Source organism: Vibrio limimangrovi (assembly GCF_054064025.1).
This window is the reverse complement of record NZ_JBSUGF010000006.1, coordinates 297,091-315,537: the sequence shown is the minus strand read 5'-3', so window position 1 is coordinate 315,537 and position 18,447 is coordinate 297,091. Positions and strand designations below refer to the sequence as shown.

The 18,447-nt window shown below is 49.0% G+C and carries 14 protein-coding genes; all 14 read left to right on the top strand.

Features of this window, described 5'->3' with window-relative positions; genetic code table 11:
- Nucleotides 1-4: 4 nt before the first annotated feature.
- The 14 genes from ACWYU8_RS07330 (at nucleotide 5) to ACWYU8_RS07265 (ending at nucleotide 18,435) form a co-directional block, all read left to right on the top strand.
- Nucleotides 5-829 carry a hypothetical protein gene (locus ACWYU8_RS07330; RefSeq protein WP_457518452.1) on the top strand — a complete coding sequence of 275 codons (825 nt, stop codon included), beginning with the start codon at nucleotides 5-7 and terminating at the stop codon, nucleotides 827-829.
- Entirely contained in the window at nucleotides 826-2,133 is a 1,308-nt protein-coding gene (locus tag ACWYU8_RS07325; RefSeq protein WP_457518450.1) for a DUF4255 domain-containing protein, read from the top strand. Before ACWYU8_RS07330 ends, ACWYU8_RS07325 begins: the two co-directional genes overlap by 4 nt.
- A complete protein-coding gene (locus tag ACWYU8_RS07320) occupies nucleotides 2,130-4,139 on the top strand; it encodes an ATP-binding protein (protein WP_457518448.1) in 2,010 nt (669 codons plus the stop codon). Before ACWYU8_RS07325 ends, ACWYU8_RS07320 begins: the two co-directional genes overlap by 4 nt.
- 100 nt (nucleotides 4,140-4,239) lie before the next feature.
- Nucleotides 4,240-4,449 (top strand): hypothetical protein, encoded by a 210-nt coding sequence (locus ACWYU8_RS07315; RefSeq protein ID WP_457518446.1) that lies wholly within the window; start codon nucleotides 4,240-4,242, stop codon nucleotides 4,447-4,449.
- Entirely contained in the window at nucleotides 4,450-5,079 is a 630-nt protein-coding gene (locus tag ACWYU8_RS07310) for a CIS tube protein (protein ID WP_457518444.1), read from the top strand.
- 12 nt (nucleotides 5,080-5,091) lie between these two features.
- Nucleotides 5,092-5,436 carry a LysM domain-containing protein gene (locus ACWYU8_RS07305; protein WP_457518442.1) on the top strand — a complete coding sequence of 115 codons (345 nt, stop codon included), beginning with the start codon at nucleotides 5,092-5,094 and terminating at the stop codon, nucleotides 5,434-5,436.
- The gene (locus tag ACWYU8_RS07300) at nucleotides 5,436-6,563 is read left to right on the top strand and encodes a hypothetical protein (RefSeq protein ID WP_457518440.1); all 1,128 of its coding nucleotides are present in this window, start codon (nucleotides 5,436-5,438) and stop codon (nucleotides 6,561-6,563) included. The genes ACWYU8_RS07305 and ACWYU8_RS07300 overlap by 1 nt, the downstream gene beginning before the upstream one ends.
- Nucleotides 6,560-7,075, top strand: coding sequence for a phage baseplate assembly protein V (locus ACWYU8_RS07295; RefSeq protein WP_457518438.1), 516 nt, complete (start codon nucleotides 6,560-6,562; stop codon nucleotides 7,073-7,075). The genes ACWYU8_RS07300 and ACWYU8_RS07295 overlap by 4 nt, the downstream gene beginning before the upstream one ends.
- 16 nt (nucleotides 7,076-7,091) lie before the next feature.
- Complete coding sequence (locus ACWYU8_RS07290; protein WP_457518437.1) at nucleotides 7,092-7,415, top strand: hypothetical protein; 324 nt, start codon at nucleotides 7,092-7,094, stop codon at nucleotides 7,413-7,415.
- Nucleotides 7,416-7,431: 16 nt separating this feature from the next.
- Nucleotides 7,432-7,797 carry a GPW/gp25 family protein gene (locus tag ACWYU8_RS07285; RefSeq protein WP_457518435.1) on the top strand — a complete coding sequence of 122 codons (366 nt, stop codon included), beginning with the start codon at nucleotides 7,432-7,434 and terminating at the stop codon, nucleotides 7,795-7,797.
- Nucleotides 7,798-7,832: 35 nt separating this feature from the next.
- Nucleotides 7,833-10,313 (top strand): baseplate J/gp47 family protein, encoded by a 2,481-nt coding sequence (locus ACWYU8_RS07280; protein ID WP_457518433.1) that lies wholly within the window; start codon nucleotides 7,833-7,835, stop codon nucleotides 10,311-10,313.
- 1 nt (nucleotide 10,314) lies between these two features.
- The gene (locus ACWYU8_RS07275) at nucleotides 10,315-13,011 is read left to right on the top strand and encodes a hypothetical protein (RefSeq protein WP_457518431.1); all 2,697 of its coding nucleotides are present in this window, start codon (nucleotides 10,315-10,317) and stop codon (nucleotides 13,009-13,011) included.
- Nucleotides 13,008-15,092: a hypothetical protein gene (locus ACWYU8_RS07270; protein WP_457518429.1), complete on the top strand. Its 2,085-nt coding sequence runs from the start codon at nucleotides 13,008-13,010 to the stop codon at nucleotides 15,090-15,092. The genes ACWYU8_RS07275 and ACWYU8_RS07270 overlap by 4 nt, the downstream gene beginning before the upstream one ends.
- Nucleotides 15,093-15,102: 10 nt before the next feature.
- Complete coding sequence (locus ACWYU8_RS07265) at nucleotides 15,103-18,435, top strand: DUF6519 domain-containing protein (RefSeq protein ID WP_457518428.1); 3,333 nt, start codon at nucleotides 15,103-15,105, stop codon at nucleotides 18,433-18,435.
- Nucleotides 18,436-18,447: the final 12 nt, after the last annotated feature.

Genomic DNA, 18,447 nt, shown 5'->3' with positions numbered 1-18,447 from the left:
TATGATGAGCCGAACGCTTAGCCAGTTTATCCACCGAAATCTGACCGGAGAGCAATCTCTCAACCCGGTGGTGCGCTCCTATTATTCTGATATCACTCCAAATGCTCATTACGAGGCAAGCGTTCAACATAATGACGCCAGATCTTGGATGAATTCTGAACCATCAATGGACGACGAATCTGCTTCTACAGCATCTACGCCTGCAAGAAAGTTCCTGTCCGAAGCTACCCCTGCCGCTGACAATGCCCAACCGGATTTAGACAGAAACATTGATGCCTCTACACAAGTAACTTCGGAGTACCACCCAGAGGAAAGTAGCCACGCGGAGAGTCTTACTGTCGAGCAAGACGCTTCTATGAGAGATACATCAGAGCTAAACAGGGACAGCCAAGTGGGTCACATTGATGAAGCGCAATTTGAATCTAAATATTCTGCTGTTATCTCAGAGCACAACCTGGAAAACGAAAGTGTGCTTATCCATCAGGGTGAGTTAAAAGATTTAGAGGCAAGCTCTACAACGGATTCTGGTTACGACGCACTTTCTAAGCCATTAAAGCGTAGAGATTTCACCAAGCAAGTTGCGCAGGCGATTTTAGGAAATGATGCTGCTTACGAGAGCTCTCCAAAATCTCCGACCATCACTTGGAATGGTGCTGAGTTTGACACTAAAGGTCACAGCAGAGATGGAGAGAATCTCGAGGTATCGGTGACTATCCGTCAGGTGACTATCATGTCTTCTTCTAATGGTGCAGAGAAACATCAGTCAAACTGGAAACCGCCAATTAGCCTCAGTGATTATCTTCGTGAACGTCAGGAGGGTAAACGATGAGCAGTGCACTAGCGATTGCCGGTATAACCCAACTTCTCCGCGATTTATTGAATGACGGTCTGGTGGATAACGATGTAGCTACTGTGGTCAACAGCAATGTGACGGTGCATGCGCTAGCGCCTGATCAGATGTTGGCTCAGGAGGCGGATAACGCACCGATGTTAAATGTGTTCCTCTATCACACCGAAGTAAATGGTGCATGGGCGAATCAGTGTTTACCTACGCAAAATAGCCAAGGGGATAGAATCAACAACACGCCGTTACCGCTTGATCTTTTTTATATCGTCAGCGCATACGGAACGGCAGATCTGCATAACGATGTACTTCTTGGCTATGCAATGCAAATTCTACATGAGCATCCCGGGTTCACTCGTGCGGAGATTCAGTCTGCGCTGACCGCTTCAACGGTTATTGATGCAGGCCTCCCACCACTTCTTGAAGCACTTGCTACGACTGGGCTGGCCGATCAAGCTGAGGCGATCCGAATTGCTCCGCACTCAATGTCTGTCTCTGAAAAGTCCTCATTATGGAGCGCTTTTCAAAGCCAGTATCGTCCTTCTGCGACATATCGCGTGTCTACGGTATTGATAGAAGCCGAGTACGGCGTGAGTCAAGCTCTTCCGGTGTTAACCATCGGCCCGAATAATACCGGGCCTGATGTCCAGCCAACTTTGCTTGCTTCTTTACCCCAGCTTAAACGTGTGATTACTCCCGCTCTACAGCCAAGTGCAAGACTGGGAGAGCCGCTAGATGTAGAAGGCTTTGCATTGGATGGCAATAATCCAGGCTTCACATTGACGCACACCTCACTGGCAGTAACGCATACCATCAATGCACAGGTAGGTGGAACGGCACGTCTACAGTCAGTCATTTTGCCGAATGATGCGGCAAATTGGGCTGCCGGCCTCTATTCCTTACTTTATTCTGTCGAGATTGATGGTCAAAATCAGCAGTCAAATCAACTGGCGGTTCAGATTGCACCAGTCATGACTCTGCCACCAACCAGTGTGGTACGAAATGGTCAGACTGTTGTCGTTACAGTACAGGTTTCGCCCCATATGCATCCCGGCCAAAAAGCCATGATGTGGCTTGGTGCAGAAGGCGCAATATCAGAAACCGTGTCGTCTCAGACAGACACTTTAGTGTTTATCTTTGGACCTTTAGCTGCGGGGTCATACCCAGCGAGACTTCGTGTTGATGGCGTCGATAGCTGGTTCATTCTTCGTGACAGACCGCCGATTGCACCGGACTTTGAGCCAAGAGCGCCAATTTTTGACCCAACTCAGGTAGTGGTGGTGCCATGATGTCTGAATCTATCCAATTTTCGTCACTCGAGAAACATGAAGCCTTGAATCACTGGCAACAGCAAAACAACGAGCATCTGGCGGCGGTTGTGGATTGGGCGATAAGTATGCTTGGAGAGCACGAAGGAGATGCGTCGCGTGAATCTGTTTCTGCCATTAATGCTCGTTATCGCACAAAAACATCAAACGAAAATCCAACTGCGCTGAACGTATTGATCGAGCAATTCGGTCTGAACGACAGCGATCAGGCGGCACTGGCCTTACTCATAGCATCGGCTTTGGAGCCAAAAGTGGCAGAGCGCTGCGCACAGCTTGCGGGTCATATTTCTCAGTCTTCTTTTACTACGATGCCTTTAGTTACTGCGATGCTTTGTGTTTCTCGTTTACCAGAATGCGACTGGAGCAGCTTCTCGCCGCAGTCACCGCTGCGCTATTGGCTGCTGATCGAATGGCAACCGCATGGTTCTGGAGATGGCGTGCTTATCGCTGATGAACGTGTGGTGAATTTTGTTCGTGGCATTAATTACCTTGATGAGCGACTTTCTGTGCTGCTTGAGCCGTCAATAGCCGATATCACAGTGTCACTGATGCCATCACAACGTAAACAGTTGGAGACTGCCACGAACTACCTCGCTCAAATTCAGCGGCGGGAGCAAAGCGGAGCCTTAACCGTGTTTGAGTTGTTCGGCGATGATGCTCCTGCCCGAGCGGCGATGGCGGAGGTGATCGCAACAGAAATTGGTGCGAGTTTACAACGTATCAGAGCGGGGAACTTACCATCTCGGTCTAATGATATCGATGCATTAGTCCGACTTTGGATTCGTGAATCCTGTTTGATTCCTATGTTGCTTTTGGTGGAAGACGCCGACGAGGCTGCAAAACAAATAGTTGCACTGCAATTGATTGCAAGGTTGAGAGGTCTGGTTCTGATAGATACTGGAGAAGCCCCGGCTGCATTGACAGTAAACAGCTTTCCACTGGAGGTTAAACGCCCTACGGTGGAAGAGCAGGAGTCTATCTGGCGGGGCGTCTTGCCAATTAAAAACGAATTACCTTCGCGTCTTGCAGAACAATTTTCAATGAATGAGCCCGACATCGTGCGTTCAGTGGCGATTGCCGTGGCACAATCTGGTGTTAATAACGAGCAAATGGAAAGTACGCTCTGGCGTGTATGTCAGCGTGGTTCCTCCTCAGAGTTATCGAAACTGGCGCAACGGATAGAGTGCAAAGCAACGTGGGACAATCTTGTCTTACCGGAAACTCAAACCCGAATGTTGCACCAGTTGTCATCTCAGGTCGCACTTCGTAACCGTGTTTATCAGCATTGGGGCTTTCGCAGCAGAATGAGCCGTGGCATGGGGATCAGCGCCATGTTTAGTGGTGAAAGTGGTACAGGGAAAACCATGGCAGCAGAAGTGATCGCCACCACCTTGAATCTTGATCTCTACCGCATCGATCTTGCCAGTGTGATAAGCAAGTATATCGGTGAAACTGAGAAACAAATGCGAGCGTTGTTTAATGCAGCAGAACGTTGCGGCGCGATTCTTTTCTTTGATGAAGCCGACGCACTGTTCGGTAAGCGAGCAGAAGTAAAAAACAGCAACGATCGCTTTGCAAACATGGGGACCGACGACTTACTTCAGCGTATCGAGATGTACAACGGCCTTGCGATTCTTGCTACTAACCTGAAATCTCAAGTTGATAAAGCGTTTATGCGTCGTCTGAGGTTTGTCATTGACTTTCCATTTCCCTCTCCCTCAGAGAGAGAACGAATCTGGCGCACTGTATTCCCAAAACAGACACCACTCGCTGCTGATGTGGATCCAGCCAGACTCGCTCGCCTAAATTTGGCTGGTGGCAGCATTCACAATGTTGCGCTTAATGGTGCTTTTCTGGCAGCGAAATATGATGAGCCTGTTTCAATGCGCAGATTAATGGAGGCCGCTGCTGCAGAACTGCAAAAATTGGAGCGTCCTTTAAAAGCGGGAGACTTGGATTATGGTTAAGTTCGCGTTGTTGAAATGGTGGAGAGCTCGCTCGGCTTAGTGAAGACGATTGGAAGTCGGTAGGTCAGCTCAATTAATGGCTCAATGTATGGAAGGAAGCATGAAAATCACGATTGGTTTTGACCACATTCAGATTGCAGAAAACGCCTCTTACAGTGAGATCTACACTGAGTTGTCAAAAGCTGTGCGTCAAAACTGGCCAAATCTTACATCGGTGTCAGTTGAGCAGCAGAGGTTAGCACAGCAACGCGCTGTTGTTGCGATGACAAAGCAGCTATCAAGAACGGTAGCCGCAAGGAGGATACGATAAATGTTGTCTTCTCAACCGAATTATCTCAAAGCGGGCATCGTGCTGTTGGATCAGAAAAGTGGAGAGCCGATAAATGCGATTCCACTGCTGATCAATCCCGATACGCTTAATACTCAATTTGAAGTGAAAGCGCCTGTGGCATCAGGTACGCGTAATGAGCAATTGCGTCTTAACGGACCACCGAAAGAAACCATAACGTTTGATGCGATACTGGATGCGACGGATGCCATGTCACGTGGTGATGAAGACGCGATGAAATATGGGATTGGCCATTATATCGCGGCGCTCAGAAGTTTAATTTCACCCACGAAACGGCAGCTTTTAGATAACGACAGCTTGGCACGTCAGGGCAAACTTACCATCATTCCGATGCTTCAACCTTTGCCAGTCTTCTGTTGGGGGCTACATCGCAGAATACCCGTGAAAGTGGGCAGCCTTTCGGTGGCGGAAGAATTCTTTAGTGCGCATCTCAATCCTCTGCGTGCCAAGGCGAGTCTTTCTCTACAGGTGCTATCGGTTGATGATCTTGGCTTCGATCATCCGGCATCGGCATTGTTTCTTAATTACCTCGATGGCATTGAAAAACAGGCAGTTAAAGTCTTCAAACCCGCAACCGGTTGGTTAGAGTGAGGAACATTAACGATGACAGACTTAACGCAATATCTTCTCGGCAATACGGATGAAACGGCTGATTTTCCGTCGAATAGTCGCTATGCGGGTTCGCCGCTGAAAGTGATGAAAGACAGTAACGGAGTTGAACGTGTTTTCGTCAGTCGACGTTTTTTGCCTCAACCCGCAGTGGAAGGTACCGTTCCTATGTTATTGGTGAGAGAAGGCGATCGTCTTGATTTACTCGGTGCTGCATATTATGCCGATCCTTCACAGTGGTGGCGTATTGCCGATGCAAACCTTGAGGTTTATCCCGGTCATTTAGTTGCAACTCCCGGTCGTAAAATCTCGCTTTCAACAGGCGATGAGGAGAGCTGATGTCTGAGATTGTTATGAGTCTTTACATTGGCCCTGTTGCACCGATACCGGTGTCAAAGGCCGTGATCAACGCTTTCGTGTCCTGTGAGGTACGGTCAAGCACGACAGATGCTTCGGGATTTCAGTTGGTGTTCGAAATCGACAACAACTCGCCTTTACATACTCTGTTTATGTTGGCGAGCAATAATCCGATTCCCTTGGTGCGTACAGTGATAGTGGTTGAAATGAACGGTAAAAAGAATGTGCTGATTGATGGCGTTATTACGGAGCACAGCGTCAGTCCGGGCGACTCACCCGGTGTATCGCGTATGACCATAACGGGTGAAGACCTCAGTAAGGTACTTGATTACATCGACTTCAGCTTTATGCGCTACCCCGCAATGCCGGATTTTGTGAGGGTAAATCTGGTGCTGGCAAAATATGCCTTTTTAGGGCTCATTCCTAAAGTGATACCTTCAGTGTTGATTGATGTGCCAATCCCAACGGATCGCATACCGACACAGCAGGGGAAAGACTTGGCTTACATTCAGTCGCTCGCAGAAAAAGTGGGGTACGTGTTCTATATCGAACCGACCGATACCGTGGGATCTTCTGTGGCTTATTGGGGACCAGATGTGCGTTTCGGAAACGTGCAAAAACCGTTGAATGATGATTTAGATGCCAGCCGTAATGTGACTTCTCTGACGGGGACTTATAACTCGCAAGGCGCGTTTATCCCTCTCATTACTATTCAAAACCCGCAAACCAAACTACCAATCACGATTCCGGTGCCAGATGTAAATCCGCTGAATCCGCCGTTAGGGATAATCCGACCGATCACGCTGAATACGCAAAATATTTATGAGACGGCGAAATATTCTCCGGTACAAGCGGCAATGATTGGTATGGCCAAAGCGGCACGTTCGGCAGTCCGTGCTTTGAAAATGACAGGTTCACTTGACGTCTTGTCGTACGGCTCGTTACTGAAAGCGAGACGATTGGTCTATGTGAGAGGTGCTAGTCCGGCGTTCAATGGTGTTCATTATGTTGAGTCAGTAACCACCACTTTCAAAGAGGGTGAGCTGAAACAGAATTTTCAACTCAGTAGGGACGGTCTGTTATCGACTGTTAGCAAGGTGTCAGCATGACGCAGCCATTGTACGGGAAATTTAGGGGAACGGTCGTGAACAATGTTGATCCTATGCAGCAAGGTCGAATCCAGGCGACCGTTCCCAGTGTGTCCGGAATGATACCCGGTAGCTGGTGTATGCCTTGTTTGCCAGTTCTCGGCGTTAACTCAGGGATGTTTACTGTACCACCTGTTGGAGCTGGCGTATGGATTGAGTTTGAGCAGGGAGATGTCGATTATCCAATTTGGACGGGTTGTTTTGCTGGCGCTCCAACCGATGTACCGACGTTGGCGAGAACGGCGGTTCCGCCAATTTCCGCCATTACATTGCAAACCTTGGCAATGAACGGAATTGTCATTTGCGATGTTGGTGGACCTATGGGTATGGGCGGGATTACGTTGCAAACCGGGACTGGCGCGACGCTGTCGGTTACCGATGCGGGTATTTTCATTAACAACGGCAGAGGGGCGCAGATATCAATGGTTGGGCCAACCGTAGATATCAATAATGGTGCGCTGACCATAACCTGATTGGTGAGGAGCAGATATGCCAGGAGCGATTCTTCACGTTGGTGCGACCGTCACCTGTGCTCATGGAGGGCAGGCCACACCGACAATACCAAACCCTCGGGTGATGGTGTCTGGTCAGCCGACAGTGCTGCAGACAGCACCTTATGTAATAGCTGGTTGTTCGATGCCACCACCGACTGCTGGTAATGGTCCTTGCCTAACTGGTCAATGGCTCACGGGGTCAATGCGAGTACTGTCGCAAGGTCAGACTTTTGCGCTGCAAGTTGGGCAGTCGATCTGCGCACCGACAGGCACACCGATGTTTACATCAGTAGTTCAAGCTCGTGTTCTGGCGACCTGAAAAGGAGTGAAAGGGTATGGCTTATCCAGATTTTCCTTATCGAATTGATACACGTGGCAAAACGGCAACTACTACGCCGTTTGATCTTGTTCGTGACCGCATTGAACAACTCCTTTTTACTGAGCCGGGCGAGCGCGTGATGATGCCTACATTCGGATGTGGGTTAAATCGGCTGTTGTTTACAGGCGTCAGTGATTCAGTGATCGAAAATACGCGCAGTTTGATTGCGACTTCCCTTCAAACCTGGATGCAGGATGACATTGAACTGACGGAAGTGGATGTGCGATTCGAAAATGGAGCCCTGTTTATTGATGTTGCTTACTTGGTGCTGCCAACAGGGGAAGAGCAGCAGGCAACGTTTGAGCGTGAGGTGTCAATATGATCTATTTCTGCTGCGACCAACGTCGGCGCGAGGCTGTGCGCAATTCTGACTTCAATGGTATCGATTTTGTCGAAGTCATTGATCGAGAAGCGGCAGTGGAAGCCGATCGCCAGCGCTTTCTGCATCTTCATCTGGTCAACGACCCAGGAGCATTTGTTTACCAGGTTGATAACATCCGAATTGAAGGGGCGACTGCGATTAAAGTGGTCAACGTTTCGATGGGATTTGATGGACAAACTAACGTTTTGGTCATTGAAGTTGATGAGCCTGGAGATTTTTCTCCTTATACCATTAATATTGTCACCAGTTCGTTGAACCCTTTGCCGCCACCAGAAATTGATCCTGCACTGGCTTCCGTTACCTTCTCGTTCAAGGTTGAGTGTCCTACGCAGTTGGACTGTCAGAGTCGTTGTGATTGCCCGGAACCTGAAGCTCTTGATTCTGAAATTGACTATACCGCGCGTGATTTCCAATCATTTCGCCGCATGATGTTAGACAGACTATCCGTGACGGCTAAAGAGGCAGCGACGGGACATCCGGCAGATCTCTCTACAGCGATAATCGAAGTACTTGCCTATACCGCTGATCAACTCGCTTATTATCAGGATGCTGCAACGACGGAAGCGTACCTGAATAAAGCGCGATCACGTATCTCCCTCAAGCGAATGACACGGTTGGTTGATTACACCGTCGATGAAGGCTGTAATGCGCACTGCTTTTGCCATTTTTCGGTGACGGCGGATGTGTTGCCAATGGCACCAGCGAGCGCAGTTATCCCTAAGGGAAGTGCGGTCTGCACTCAACTCAGTGAGCTGCCGAGAACGTTTGTTCGAAACGAGTTTGTATTAGCCAAAAGTGGCGCAGTTTATGAGACCTGTTTTGACGTTCCTGCGCTCTATAGGTTGCACAACGAAATGAAGTTCTACACCTGGAGCAACGCGCGTTGTTATCTGGCAAAAGGAGCAGTGAGCGCGACTTTGGACGGGCACTATCCTGATTTAACGGCAGGGATGTACCTAGCGCTAGAGGAGGTGATTGGGGCAAGAAGTGGCAATCAAGCCGACCGCCGGTTATCGCATCGTCAGGTAGTATTACTCACAAAGGTTCAGGCGTTTGATGTTGACGACGAACTTCTGATTGATCCTGTGACAGAAGCGCCAATCACAGAAATTTTTTGGCACAGTGCTGATGCGTTGAAATTTTCACTCTGCATCTCATCAGAAACTTCGATCGAAGAAGGGCGACGTTATATCGACCCTGTTTCTGTCGCGCGTGGTAATTTGGTGCTGGTTGATCATGGTCAGACAATTACCGACGAACGCTTGCCCGATGTACCACTGCCAACGCTTAGTTGGGCTCCGGGGCGTGGCATGCAATCTGCAACTTCAAAAAGCGCCAGTTGTGAGCAACAACATTGTGAACAAAATCAGGCCGAATCGATCACTCCTCGCTATCGACCTTCGCTCGCCATCCTGCCTCTTACGTTTTCTCCGGCCTATCAAGCTGGTGCACCCGCATCCGTACTATTACGGACGCCGAGCCCAAACGAAGCGGTTGCCAACATTTCACTCAAGGCGGATGAAGCCGGTGAAGAACGTCCTTATCAGGTTGTGAGGGACTTATTGGCAAGCGATGATTCCGCTTTCGTCTTTACTACGGAAATTGAGCGTGATGGTCGGGTTTATCTCCGTTTTGGTGACAACGTATTTGGCCACCGTCCGCTGCCAGAAACCCAATTTCTCGCAACCTACCGCGTGGGTATTGGGGAGGCTGGAAATATCGGTGCCGACAAACTCTATCATCTCGCTTTACCGATACCGGAAGTGGCAGAAGTACGAAATATTACGCCGGGAGAAGGCGGCCGAAATCCGGAAACGAATGCGGAAATCCGCAAACGTGCTCCCTTTATCTTCAAAAATCAGGAACGCGCCGTCACACGTGAAGACTATCAGACGCTGGGCCGCCGCGTTACAGGCATTCAGGATGTCAGTTGTGCGTACATCCATACAGGGAGTTGGGTGACCACGTTTGCTTTACCGGATCCGGAAGAGAGAGTGGACGTTCCTCAAGCCCTGCGTTCCACACTTCGAGATCATTATGAAAAGTTCCGGCTTGCAGCGCATGATATTGAGGTGTCATCACCGGTCTATGTGCCTTTGGAAGTGACTTTACATGTTTGTGTCGCGCCAAATGCCTCTAAATCTTACGTACGGCAGCAACTGCTCAAACTTTTCTCTACTAGTCGTCTACCCGATGGTTCTTTAGGTTTATTGCATCCTGATCGGTTCCGCGCAGGGGAAACATTACATTTGTCGCCATGGATCGCTGCGGCACAACACGTAGAGGGTGTCGTTGCGGCGAAAATCATACGATTCAGAAGATTTGGTGATGCACGTACCAGTGGCCTTGCCGACAGAAAACTGAAATTCGGTCGCACGGAAATCGCCCGAATCGACAATGATTTCAGTCACCCTGGTCATGGTGTGTTCCTACTCGACATGGATGGAGGGCGTTGATATGTCAGATCACGAATCCCATTGTGGAGCCTGTAATGGTATTGAAGTACGAACTCCTAGAGCACCCGATAACACGGCTGGTTTATCACACGTTAATTATCGAATCGGTGAATACAACGACTTTTATCTCAGTATGGTCGCGCGCTTATCCTCAGCTAAATATGGCGCTCTTGGAACACTGACTACACGTGAGTCGAGCGATTTTACTCTAGCGCTAATAGATGCATGGGCCGCCAGTTGCGATGTACTGACGTTCTACAATGAAATGTGGCTGAATGAAGCTTATGTCAACACGGCGATGGAAACCGGCTCTCTCTATGAATTAGCCATGCTGACGAATTATGTTCCTCCCCCTGGCGCTGCCGCCACCACAAATCTAGCATTTACGATCGCTGCAGGAGAGGGCATTCCGGAAGAAATTATTGTTCCAGCGGGTACTAAAGTGCAAAGTACTCCCGCCCAGGACGAGAAGCCAGTGATTTACGAGACGTTGAGCGCGTTGACCACTCGTGCAGCGTGGAATGCGATTCGTCCCAAATTGACTGCACCACATCCGTTAACCAAGACAACCCAAAAGATTCCGCTGCCCGGCACTAACCTTAATCTGAAAACTGGCGATGCGGTTTATTTTGTGTCGGATGATGGTGAGCAAGTCTTCGCGACTATTAATTCTGTCACTCCTGTGCTCGCAAACATAGCCAAAGATCCTGATTCAAAAGACCTTACCTGGATCGATATATCTCCAGTATTGTCTGAACCGCTTGCGACTTCTCATTCAGACCTGTCAGGTGGAACCGCTCGATCTCTGGCAGATAAGATAGCGAACTATAAAGGGAAAACCGTTGATGCCAAAGAGCTGGCGGGCGTACTAAAGCAGGAGTCCTTTAAAGAAAAGGCTTTCTTTTCTCCACTAATTGAATCCACCAAAACAACGCGAAAAGTACAACTGTTTCGTGCCAAAGCAGCGATTTTCGGTCATGCAGCCCCTCCCTTGGCGAGTTTACATTATTCATTAACAGGCACATTTCCTGTTTACAAAAAATCTGGTGATGATGTTGTCGTCGAAGATGTTGCTAGCGGACCATATGCGGGTTTAGAAGAGATTGAATGGGCGGGTGGCACGCTGGACGTAATGGACGATAGCGCGTCACATCATGTTTTCTTAGAACGCCCGGTCACCGACATCGGTAAGGATAGCGAGGTTGTACTTCGGGATGGTCATAAGTGGTCACGTTACAGTGTGACTGATACCAACGAAACGTCTGTCTCGTTCTTCTCTGTCACCGGTAAAAGCACGCGTCTGACATTAAACAGCGATGCTCATTTTGATGAACTCTCCATCAGAGGTACTGTGGTATTTGGTGCTAGTGAGTGGATGGACATCGCCGATCCACCCATTACGGAGGCGATGGACGAGGAGAGTCTTTCGATTGAATTAAATGGCTGGTATCCGGGGTTAGAAGAAGGCCGGAAAATGATACTCAAGGGGGAAGCCGAAAATGCAGGTACTGAGCCTGTTGTCGCGACGAGAATCGTGCAATCGGTGAGTCACAGTTTCGCCGAAAATGGAGGCACGACTCTGACATTCTCCGAATCGATAGGTGCGCCTTACTTGCCGCAAAGTCTTCGTATTTATGCCAACGTTGCAGATGCCTCACAGGGAGAGTCGGTGGCTGAAGTACTTGGTGACAGTAACGCGACACCACACTTAGCCTTTAAATCTAAACAGGCTCCTCAAACCTTCGTGCCTGCTGCGACCGAATCCGGAGTGAAGCCAACAATGGAAATTCGTGTCAATAAGGTCCTCTGGAAGCAAGTGCCCCATTTTCTTGATGCCTCACCGACCGATCGCGTCTACACCATGCGCATCGATGAGAACGGATACAGTCATGTAGCGTTTGGAGATGGGACGTTAGGCGCGATACCAGGTAAAGGACAACAAAACATCCGAGCCAGTTATCGCAAGACATTGGGACTGGAAGGCAGGGTGAAAGCTGGTCAACTCAACCTGTTAATGTCGCAACCATTGGGTGTTCAGGGGGTAAATAACCCGTTGGATGCAGAAGGCGGTGCCGATCCGGAAGGTATGGATGATATCCGCGTCAGTGCACCGCTTTCTTGCAGAACGTTAGGACGTGTTGTTTCACTAACGGATTATGCCGATTTCTCGCGTGCTTACGGAGGAATCGCTAAAGCGACATCACAATGGCTTCACGTTAGTGGTGGGCACCATGTGGTCGTGACGGTAGCGGCGGAAGCGGGAGCTCAGGTACCCGAAGGCAGTGATCTTCATAATGCATTAACGCAGGCATTGATGGATGTGGGTGATCCTTTCGCACGATTTGTGCTGCGAAGTTTTCGACAAACCTATTTTCGTCTTGGGGTCAAAGTCAAAGTGAATCCTGATTATCTGGAAGACGACGTGCTCAACCGAGCTGAAATGGTCATTTTTGAGTCGTTTTCCTTCGAGGCCAGGGACTTTGGCCAGCCTGTTTTTGCCAGTGAAGTCATTGCATTGCTTCATGATGTTGAAGGCATAGACGCTGTCGTCATCGAACGACTCTATATGGGCAGTTCGCCAACGCGATATGAAGGGATCGCGGCACCTATGGCCGAAATAGTGGATGGTGAAATCGTTGGTGCGTCAATCCTAAGCTTGCACCCTAGTGGACTTGATTTTCTGGGGGCCTGCTTATGAGTAGTTTGTCACCTGAATCTTTGTACAACCTGTTGCCAGAAGTCTATCGTCGTCGAGACGAAGATCAGGGGTTTCCACTTAAAGCGTTGATGGAGATTCTGGCTGAGCAGGCGAACATCGTAAAATATGACATCGACCGTCTTTACGATAATCAGTTCATCGAAACCTGTGATGAATGGGCCGCACCTTATCTGGGAGAGTTGGTCGGTTATCGATATGGCGCTGAAATACCTGGTGTCAGTCAACGTGCAGCGGCAGCCAATCAAATCCGACTCGCGAGAAAACGCGGGGTTGCGTTGGCGCTGGAGCAAATGGCAACGGATACCACGCGCTGGCCCGCGAGAGTGGTGGAGTTTTTCAAGCTTTTGGCACGGCCAGAGCATATGGCGGCAGTCCATCTCCAAAATCACTACACTTTGGATTTAAGAAACAGCCGCAAGTGCGATGCGATTGGTTCTGCTTTTGATTCTGCAAGTTATACAACATCGGTGGGGAGAATTAGCCAGAGTGAAGGGAAGCACCATTTTCGTCACATAGGTTTGTGCCTCTGGAGGCTAGACCATTATCGTCAGCCGATTGTGCCTGCTCACAGGGTTGCTGAGCGGCGATTTCTCTTTAATCCGCTAGGTTGTAATACCAAGCTGTTTAATCAGCCAGTACCTGAGCCGGATATCAATCATCTTGCTCGTGAAGAAAACTTACCCGTTGCGTTGAAACGAAGCAATATCGCCGGTGATCGCTTAGCTGTTTTCTATCCCCATGCCTTTACTTTGGTGATTGATGGGATATTGAAAACCGCTGATCAATTACAAATCTGTAATCTAAGCGATGATGGTTCGGATTGGGCGTATTCTCCCGTTAATTTGATATCGGTTGACCCGGAGCTTGGCCGATTATCGCTTCCGGCATCCATGCCAGAGCCAGAGTCTGTTGAAGTAACATATCACTACGGGGCGAGTGCGGATATTGGTGGAGGCGCTTATTCGCGTGGTGAAGGGTTTATTGTTTCTGAACGCCCTCCAGAGGTCGTTGGTGGAGGAGAGAGTATTCAGACTGCGCTCGATTTGATTACCGATGGTGGCGTAGCAGAAATTGCTGTGTCCCATGTGTTTAATGAGGCGTTATCTGTAGACGTAGCCGCAGATCGAACATTGTCATTACGCGCTAAAGATGGTCATCGCGGGTTTGTTCAGCTTGGTGGCAATGATATGACTCTGGAAGGTGGCGCTGAATCTGAAATCATTTTAGATGGCTTGGTCATTATCGGTGGGCGTCTTGTGATTCAGGATACCGGAGATAATTCACTGCGCCGTTTAGTTTTGCGGAATATCACATTGGTTCCGGGACACTCTGTGAGCATGGATGGTGAGCCACTCTTTCCTGAGTTGCCTTCGCTGGTTGTCGAAATCGCTAATGTTACTGTAGAAATTGAGCGTTCAATCGTTGGTGCGATTCGTACCGTAGAAGGTGCTTCAGTCACTATTAAAGACAGTATTGTTGATGCGACATCAAACACTAACATCGCCTTTTCATCACTGGGTGGAGACGGTCATGGTGGCGTACTGACACTGTGTGAATCGACGGTGATCGGTAAAGTTGGAGCACGATCGTTTCCACTCATCTCAAACTGTATTGTAGATGCTGCACTGGTCGAAACTGATCCCTGGACGGCACCAGTGTGGGCATTGCAACGACAAACCGGGTGTGTCCGTTTCTCTTACATACCTCCTAATTCAAGGGTTCCTCGCCAACACAGATGCCAACCACAGTTTGCAGCTGCTAAGGCAATAGAAGCTGCCGAAGCGAGAAATCCGGCTCTGACGGATACTGAACGCGCTAACATCACTCGTGGGGTTAGAGCACGTGTCGTCGCTGCCTTTACATCTACCCGATATAACGATCCTGCCTATGGTCAACTGCTACTCTCTGCGCCGGTAGAATTACGCCGCGGTGCCGACAGTGGTGGAGAGATGGGCGTTTATCATCATCTTTATTACCCACAGCGGCATGATGCTTTGCTGTTTCGTCTTAATGAATTTTTACCTATTGGCCTCGATGCAGGCTTGATCTATGTGACCTGAGGAGGGACTCATGGCTGTAGATATTTCAGGAAAAACGTTTGACCCACGTCATAACTACTCCGGACTGGTGTCAATGCAAGGAAGGGTGGTGTTGGATACACCGCTCAATGAGGGCGCGGAGATTGTAGATAGGCGCTTTCGTGCTGAAACCATCGACCTGGCTGGCTTTTGTGGCTATCCAGCGCATCTGCCAGACAGCTTTCGCATTGAGGTTACTGGCGGAGAGTTGCTTATCCACCCGGGGCGTTATTATGTCGATGGTTTGCTTGCAGAGAACTTTGGTTACGGCGAAGATGAATTTTATTTTCCGTTGGAAGAGATGCGCAGTAATGAGCCTGTACCTTTTCAATCTCAGCCATACCTGCCAATTATGGAACCTCTGGATCTGGATGACGGCCGTTATCTGGTCTTTCTGGATGTATGGAAGCGTCCGGTCACTTTCCTTGAAGACCCTGATTTAATCGATCCGGCAGTGGGGGTCGATACCAGCGCTCGCTTGCAAACCGTCTGGCAGGTAAAACTCTTTTCGGTAGATGATGGCGTAACGTGTAGTACTGAAGATGAAGATATTGATGACTGGGCAGAGTTTATTCAGCCATCGTCTTCTCGTTTATCCACTCGTGCCAATCCCGCATCCGCCGTTGATGATCCCTGTCTGCTGCCACCAGAAGGTGGGTATCGTGGTCTGGAAAACCGCACTTACATGGTTGCAGTCCATGATGTTAATGAAGATGGCGTTGCGTTGCTTAAATGGTCTCGGGTTAATGGCTCTTTCGCTGGGCGCATTCTTTCTCAGCCAGCGAATAACACTATCACTCTGGAACAAGTTGCCAAAGATGATTACCTGAGATTCAGCGCAGGTGATTGGGCGGAGATTACTGATGATGTCCGCGTATTGGAAGGCAATCCCGGTACCATGGTTCAAATACTTTCCGTCAATTACGCGACGAATAGCGTGGTGCTTACCAACCCTTTGAGCGCCGATGATATCGTGCTGATTCCTGCCTCCGCAGTTGCTGATAAATCTCTCCATCCTATTTTACGACGTTGGGATCAGTCGGGTGTGGTATTGGACACGGATGGTGCTGAAGTGATAAATCTCGATGCCCCGGGAAGTCATGGCTTAATCCCGGCTCCAGAAGGAGTTTTTATTGCTTTAGAGGACGGTGTTGAAGCGGCGATTTCTTTACAAGGGACCGGCGATTATCATATGAGTGATAATTGGAGCTTTGTCACCCGTTACGCGGACAGCTCAGTTGAAACCTTAACCAACGCTCCCCCTCAGGCATTTCATCATCACTATTGCCGACTGGCTGTTTTAGATGTTTTGAGTGGGGAATTTGTTGAACCGATTGTACAGGACTGTCGGGACCCCATCGGCAATGCGGGTTGCTGCACTGTTGTCGTGCGGCCGGGCGAAGATATTCAGACAGCGTTAGATAGTCTTTCTCCTGAATTTGGTGGCTGCGTTTGCCTAAAAGTGGGTGTCCATACCATTCACAGACCGCTTCGTATTCGTTATCCCAATGTCACGTTGCATGGAGAAAGCCACGGTGCGCAAATCATCAATCTCAGCAATGAAAACGCGATTACAGTGAGTTCAGAAGATGGCAGCCAGCTTTCTGGCATTCATCTCTCAGGGTTTACCATTCTTAGTCGTGGAGAAACGAAAGGCTCCGATGGCATCATCTCCCTAAAAACGGTTAGCGATAGTCTGATTGAGGATTGTCGAGTTCAAACACTGGATGCGAGTGTTCAGTCAACCGATAGCCCGGCTGTGGCATTGTTTGACTGTCAGAGAGTGCGTGTGTGCCACTGTCAGCTGGAGGGTTCTCCAGTGGGTGTTTGGCTGGATAATGACGGTGAAGATCTAACCATTCATAGCAATGTGATCCGTTTTAATGCCGAACAACTTCCCGGACTCGTAGGTATAGCGGTTTGTAAATTGTCCGGCAGGGTAAGAGTGTTCGAGAACGACATCATTGGCTTCATTCGAGGTGTGGTGGTTAACAATCAAATATTTGAAGACGCATTTTCGACGGCTTCTTACAGTGAAGTCAAAGGTAACCGCATTACCCTAAGCGAGATTGTGGTCGATCAAGGTGCGGTTGCTGTGGAGTGCAATTGTTCATATGGCACGGTTTCAGAGAACCAAATTGTGCTGTTATCAGAGGGGAGCATCGGGGTGATGGTGCAAGGTCTCGGTACATTGGTCGAGCGTAACCGGATAGAGACACAAGGGAAAGTTCAATCACAAATCGCAATTTTGGTTGGCGGTGATGGAAAATTGTTTTCCGGCGGTATTAGTGTGGCGCAAAATTGGTTGCATGGCTGCAGTGGAGGCATATTGGCTGAGGGAGTCAAAGGGCTTCGTATCGATAATAATGATATTGCTGGTGACGTTGATGAAGAACTGGCGGTGTCGGTGCAGGGGTGTTCGCTGGTCAGCATCGAAAATAACATCATTGTTTCAGCGTTACTGGCCATTATGGTCACCCAATGTGAAGACGTTCAAATCAGTAGCAATCACATTCGCGATGATGGCATTGCAATTGGGTGTGTTCAGTGTATTCGAGTCGATGTCACCAACAACCAAATTAACCACTGCCACCTTGGTGGGATAGTTTTGCTGTTCTGTTTCGCACGCGCTGGGGTAATTGGCAATCGCTTGAATTATGTCGGCGGGTCAGCTCAGGGCGTATTTGCTTCGTCGATTATGAGTATTTTCCATTTTGGTGAATGTCACATCGAGTCTAATGAGGTGCTTAATACGGGAGTGGGTCGGGACGATAAGGTTAATGGCAACGCTACGGTTGGAATTGGGGGGCTATATGTGCTCGAAGCCCGTGTGGAAAGTAACCTTGTTTCGTATTCGGATTTATTGACTCGTGAAAGAATACTTGATGACCGGGCGCTATTGATGCAGGGGTTGTGGGAAGTGGTTTTGTCAGATGCCAACGGGAAAAATAAATCATTATTGGGATATGCAGCTCAAATCTCAAACAACAAGTTTCTTGGTCAGGGCGCAGATACTCTGGTGGAACTTCGTTCTACAGAGCTTACTGATCTGGTTCGACTCAGATTTGAGCGAGTGTTTTTTAACCATAATCTTGTCGAACACTTTGGAAGTAACGGTAGGGATATAGCAAGTGGTGCAACTGTCATTTTGAGCGGAACCCGAGGCGTTGTGATGGGTAACCAAATCAAGTCGGGCACTCGGTTTCTTCCATCGTTTAACTTCCAAAATATGGCGGGTCCCTACATCGGTAATATTACTGAGGGCAACGCTATCAACCACCCTGAATTCCCAGTACCAGAATCTGGCTTTAATTCGCGGATTTAATTAAGGAGCGAA